The 5,032-nt window shown below is 63.2% G+C and carries 5 protein-coding genes; 2 read left to right on the top strand and 3 right to left on the bottom strand.

What is annotated here, in order from left to right; genetic code table 11:
- Together ppk1 and ppx are read left to right on the top strand one after the other, a co-directional pair.
- Nucleotides 1-1,417, top strand: a 1,417-nt coding sequence (gene ppk1, locus EOB36_RS32980) for a polyphosphate kinase 1 (RefSeq protein WP_128286537.1), incomplete at its 5' end; no start/stop codon positions are given.
- The gene (ppx, locus tag EOB36_RS32985) at nucleotides 1,417-2,949 is read left to right on the top strand and encodes an exopolyphosphatase (protein WP_095489295.1); all 1,533 of its coding nucleotides are present in this window, start codon (nucleotides 1,417-1,419) and stop codon (nucleotides 2,947-2,949) included. The genes ppk1 and ppx, both read left to right, overlap by 1 nt.
- A 138-nt stretch (nucleotides 2,950-3,087) precedes the next feature.
- Here ppx and EOB36_RS32990 read toward each other — a convergent pair whose 3' ends face one another.
- From EOB36_RS32990 to EOB36_RS33000, 3 genes are all read right to left on the bottom strand, one after another.
- On the bottom strand, nucleotides 3,088-3,504 hold the full coding sequence (locus EOB36_RS32990; RefSeq protein WP_128286538.1) for a DoxX family protein: 417 nt from the start codon (nucleotides 3,502-3,504) through the stop codon (nucleotides 3,088-3,090).
- Between the two features lie 174 nt (nucleotides 3,505-3,678).
- Nucleotides 3,679-4,101 (bottom strand): DoxX family protein, encoded by a 423-nt coding sequence (locus tag EOB36_RS32995; RefSeq protein ID WP_126107068.1) that lies wholly within the window; start codon nucleotides 4,099-4,101, stop codon nucleotides 3,679-3,681.
- Nucleotides 4,102-4,243: 142 nt separating this feature from the next.
- Nucleotides 4,244-5,032: lyase family protein (locus EOB36_RS33000; protein WP_245467964.1), on the bottom strand; the 789-nt coding region annotated here is incomplete at its 5' end.

Below are 5,032 nucleotides of genomic sequence, written 5' to 3' on the forward strand. Positions count from 1 at the left end.
GTTCGAGACGGCGCTGAAGCGCCGCCGCCGCGGCTCGGTCATCCGCATCGAATTCGACAAGCTGATGCCGGCCGAGCTGCGCGAGTTCGTCGCCGGCGAGCTTGGCGTCTCGTCGAGCCGCATCAGCGTGCTCACCGGTCCGCTGGCGCTCAGCCAGATTTCCGAGATCGTCGCCATCGCCCGCGACGATCTCAAGTTCACGCCCTATAATCCGCGCTTTCCCGAGCGCATCCGCGAGCATGGCGGTGACTGTTTCGCTGCTATACGCGAGAAGGACATCATCGTTCACCACCCCTACGAATCCTTCGATGTGGTGGTGCAGTTCCTGCGCCAGGCGATGGCCGATCCGGAAGTGGTGGCGATCAAGCAGACGCTCTATCGCACCTCGAACGACAGCCCGATCGTGCGCGCCTTGGTCGACGCGGCCGAGGCCGGCAAGTCGGTGACGGCGCTGGTCGAGCTCAAGGCGCGTTTCGACGAGGAAGCCAACATCCGCTGGGCCCGCGATCTCGAGCGCGCCGGCGTTCAGGTCGTGTTCGGCTTCCTCGAGCTGAAGACCCACGCAAAAATGTCGCTGGTGGTGCGGCGCGAGGACGGCAAGCTGCGCAACTACGTGCATCTCGGCACCGGCAACTATCACCCGGTCACCGCGCGCATCTACACCGACTTGTCCTTCTTCACCACCGATCCGACGATCGCCCGCGATGTCGCCCAGCTGTTCAACTTCATCACCGGCTACGCCGAGCCGACCGAGGAGATGCGGCTGGCCATCTCGCCCTTCACGCTGCGCAAGCGCATCCTCAAGCACATTTCGGCCGAGATTGCCCATGCGCTGGAGGGCAGGCCGGCCCGCATCTGGATGAAGATGAATTCGCTGGTCGACCCGATCGTCATCGACGCGCTCTATGACGCCAGCCGCGCTGGCGTCGAGATCGATCTAGTCGTGCGCGGCATCTGCTGCCTGAGGCCTCAGGTGCCGGGCCTGTCGGAAAACATAAGGGTCAAGTCGATCGTCGGCCGCTTCCTCGAACACAGCCGCATCTATTGTTTCGGCAACGGCCATGGACTGCCGTCGGACGGGGCGGTCGTCTACATCTCATCGGCCGATTTGATGCCGCGCAATCTTGACCGTCGTGTTGAAACCATGGTGCCGATCACCAATCCAACGGTGCATGAACAAGTCCTCGGCCAGATCATGCTGGGCAACATCATGGACAACCAGCAAAGTTTCGACGTATTGGCTGACGGAACCTCCCGGCGCGCCGTGCTTGAGGAGGGCGAGGAACCGTTCAACGCGCAGGAATATTTCATGACCAATCCGAGCCTTTCCGGACGGGGTGATGCGCTGAAATCGCATGCGCCCAAGCGCATCGCGCAGTTCAAGCGCCGCAAGAAAAACGGCGCAGCGACCGGCTGATGATTTCAACGTCCCAGGGCCGGCTTCAGGACCGCCGACCGCTGTCCATCATCGACATCGGGTCGAACTCGATCCGTCTTGTCGTCTATGAGGGGCTGGCGCGCTCGCCGACCACGCTGTTCAACGAAAAGATGCTGGCTGGCCTCGGTCGCGGCATCGTGTCGACCGGAAAGCTGGACCCCGAGGCGGTGACGCGCTCGATGGAGGAGTTTCGCCGTTTCCGTGCGCTGTCCGAGCAGGCCGGCGCCGAGCACATGTATGTGCTGGCGACCGCGGCTGCCCGCGAGGCGGTCAACGGTCCCGATTTCATCCACCGCGCCGAAGATGTGCTCAAGACCGAGGTCCAGGTGCTGAGCGGACGCCAGGAAGCCCATTATTCCGCGCTTGGCGTCATTTCCGGCTTCCATCCGGCTGACGGCATCGCCGGCGACCTCGGTGGCGGCAGCCTTGAGCTGGTGGACGTCGACGGCGAGACGATCGGCGACGGCATCACGCTGCCGCTGGGCGGCCTGCGCTTGCAGGACATGGCGAAGAACTCACTGGCCCAGGCCGGAAAGATAGCGCGCGACGAGCTTGCGAAGGCAAAGCTCCTGAAAGGCGGGCGGGGCAGGCCATTCTATGCGGTCGGCGGCACCTGGCGAAACCTCGCCCGGCTGCACATGGAAATGACCAACTATCCGCTGAGCGTCATGCACCATTACGAGATCGGCATCGAAAGCGCCGCGAACTTCCTGAAGCAGGTGGCCAAGGGTGAGATCGAGAAGGTGAAGGGTATCGAAGGCGTCTCGAAGAACCGCCGCTCGCTGCTGCCTTATGGCGCCATCGTGCTCCAGGAGATCATGGCGGCGATGCAGCCGTCCAAGATCATCGTCTCGGCGCTGGGCGTGCGCGAGGGCTTTCTCTATTCGCTGCTCGGCGAGGCCGAGCAGAAGGCAGATCCGCTGATCTCGGCTTCGGAGGAACTCGCCCGGCTGCGCTCGCGCTCGGTCACCCACGCGCATGAGCTTGTCGAGTGGACGGGCAAGACCTTTGCCGCCTTCGGCATCGACGAGACCGACGACGAGAGGCGCTATCGCCAGGCCGCCTGTCTGCTTGCCGACATCGGTTGGCGCGCGCATCCCGAATATCGCGGCAAGCAGTCGCTCAACATCATCGCTCATGCCTCCTTCATCGGCGTCGACCATCCCGGGCGCGCCTTCCTGGCGCTTGTCAACCTGTTTCGCCACGAGGGCTTGTTCAACGATGCCGCTCCGGAAATCCGGGGGCTGGCGACGCCGCGCTATCTCGAGCGCGCCCGCGCACTGGCCGCGGTGATGCGCGTCGTCTACGTGCTGACGGCGGCGATGCCGGGCGTCATGCCGCGGCTGAAATGGGAGAATCGCGGCAATGGCGTGCTTGCGCTTGTGCTGCCGGCGTCGCTGGCCGATCTTTACGGCGAGCGGCCTGCCGGCCGCCTGGCGCAACTGGCGAGGGTCACCAATCGCCGACTGGTGCTGGCGGTCGAGGGCGGCCCCAATATGCCAGCCAAGTAGTCCGGCTCAGTCAAGTAGCTTGTGTCGGTCAAGTCGTTTCAGGGCCGATCCTAATGCATGTCGCCCAAAAGTGCGCAGCGATTTTGGGATAACAACATGCATAAAAACAACAACTTAAAGCGCGTCGCATGAATCCCTTCAGACGCGACGCGCTTTAAGTGTCCAGCCGTCGATCGAATAGGCGCCTGCGCCAGCCATCGCCAGCGCCAGAAAACCGCCGGATAGCGCGATGTCCTTCATCAGCATCTGTGAATGCATGAAGGCCAGCGTCGGATCGTCGCCACCTTGGCCATAATGGCCGATGAAGCCTGCCGCGATGCAGAAGGCGGCAAGCAGGAGTGCCACGATCGGCGTCTTGAGGCCGACGAGGATGAGCAGTCCGGCGATCAGCTCGAACAGGCCCGTCGCCCAGGCTACGGATGTCGGCAGCGGCAGGCCGAGGCTGGCAAAATAGCCTGATGTGCCTGCAATGTCGGTAAGCGCGTGGAAGCCGGACGGAACGAACAGGGCGGCGAGCAGCAATCGGGAAAGCAGGAGCAGCGCATTGCGGGGCATTGGTCACCTCCGATGTCGGCCACGCCGGTTGGCCTGTTCTTCCCCGACGCCTCGGTCTTAGCAGAAATTCGGGCCAGGCCACTCGGCCCGGCCAATCGAAAGTCTGATAGATCGCCAACGAAAAGGGGGCGCGGAAAATTCCGCGCCCCTTGCTGCAACAGCTACTAGCTTGCGTCAGCCGCGCCTGGCGTCGACCGAATAGGCGCCGGCGCCCGAGGAAGCCAGCACGAGGAAACCGCCGGAAATCGCCAGGTTCTTCATGAAGCTGATCATCTGCATTTGATCGGCCCAGCCGGTGTGGGCGACCAGCGCCGTGGCGACAGTGAAGACTGCCAGCACCCAGGCGGTGATCCGGGTCTGGAAACCGATGAGGATGGCGAGACCGCCGAGCAGCTCGATCAGGCCGACGACAACAGCCGTTACGGTCGGCATCGGCAGGCCCATGCTGCCGAAGTAGCCTGCGGTGCCGGCGATCGCGGTAAGCTTGCCGAAACCGGAAAGCACGAAGATGACTGAAAGCAGGACGCGGCCAAGCAGGATGGTGGCCGAGGCGTTGGAAACGGTGCCGGAACCGGCAACGGACGTGTTGGTGGACATGGTGACTCTCTCCGGAAGGGGTTGTAGTGCCATCCAGATAGAGCAGGTCGACTGTTCACCAAAGATGCGGATTTGGTTACAGATCGTTCACAGCAGTAACGTTTCTGCGATCAGCGCAAAAATCATCGGGGATGACGTCACGTCACCCGGGATGCGTCATGTCCTCCGGCCGCACCAGGCGGTCGTAGTCGGCTTCGGTGACCAGCCCGGTGGCCAGCGCTTCCTCGCGCAAGGTTGTACCGTTCTTGTGCGCGGTCTTGGCGATCTTGGCGGCATTGTCGTAGCCGATGGTCGGCGCCAGTGCTGTCACCAGCATCAGCGAACGGTCCAGGGCGGCCTTGATGTTGTCTTCCCGCGCCTCAATGCCCACAACGCAATTGTCGGTGAAGGAGATGGAGGCGTCGGCGAGCAGCTGCACCGACTGCAGGAAATTATAGGCCATCAGCGGGTTGTAGACGTTGAGCTCGAAATGGCCCTGACTGCCGGCGAAGGTCACAGCCGCATTGTTGCCGAACACCTGGATGCAGACCTGCGTCAACGCCTCGCACTGGGTGGGGTTGACCTTGCCCGGCATGATCGATGAACCCGGCTCGTTTTCCGGCAGCGACAGTTCACCAAGGCCGGAGCGCGGGCCGGAGCCGAGCAGACGAATGTCGTTGGCAATCTTGAACAGGGCGCCAGCGCAGGCGTTGATGGCGCCATGCGAGAACACCATGGAATCATGGGCCGCCAGCGCCTCGAACTTGTTCGGCGCGGTGACGAAGGCGATGCCGGTGATGTCAGCAATGCGCGCCGCCACCTTCTCGGCAAAACCGACCGGCGCGTTGAGACCGGTGCCGACAGCGGTGCCGCCTTGCGCCAGTTCCTGCAGGCCGGGCAGCGTCATCTCGATGCGTTTGATCGATGAGGCGACCTGCGCGGCATAGCCTGA

The organism is Mesorhizobium sp. M6A.T.Cr.TU.017.01.1.1 (genome assembly GCF_004023115.1).
GTDB classification, from domain to species: Bacteria; Pseudomonadota; Alphaproteobacteria; order Rhizobiales; family Rhizobiaceae; genus Mesorhizobium; species Mesorhizobium mediterraneum.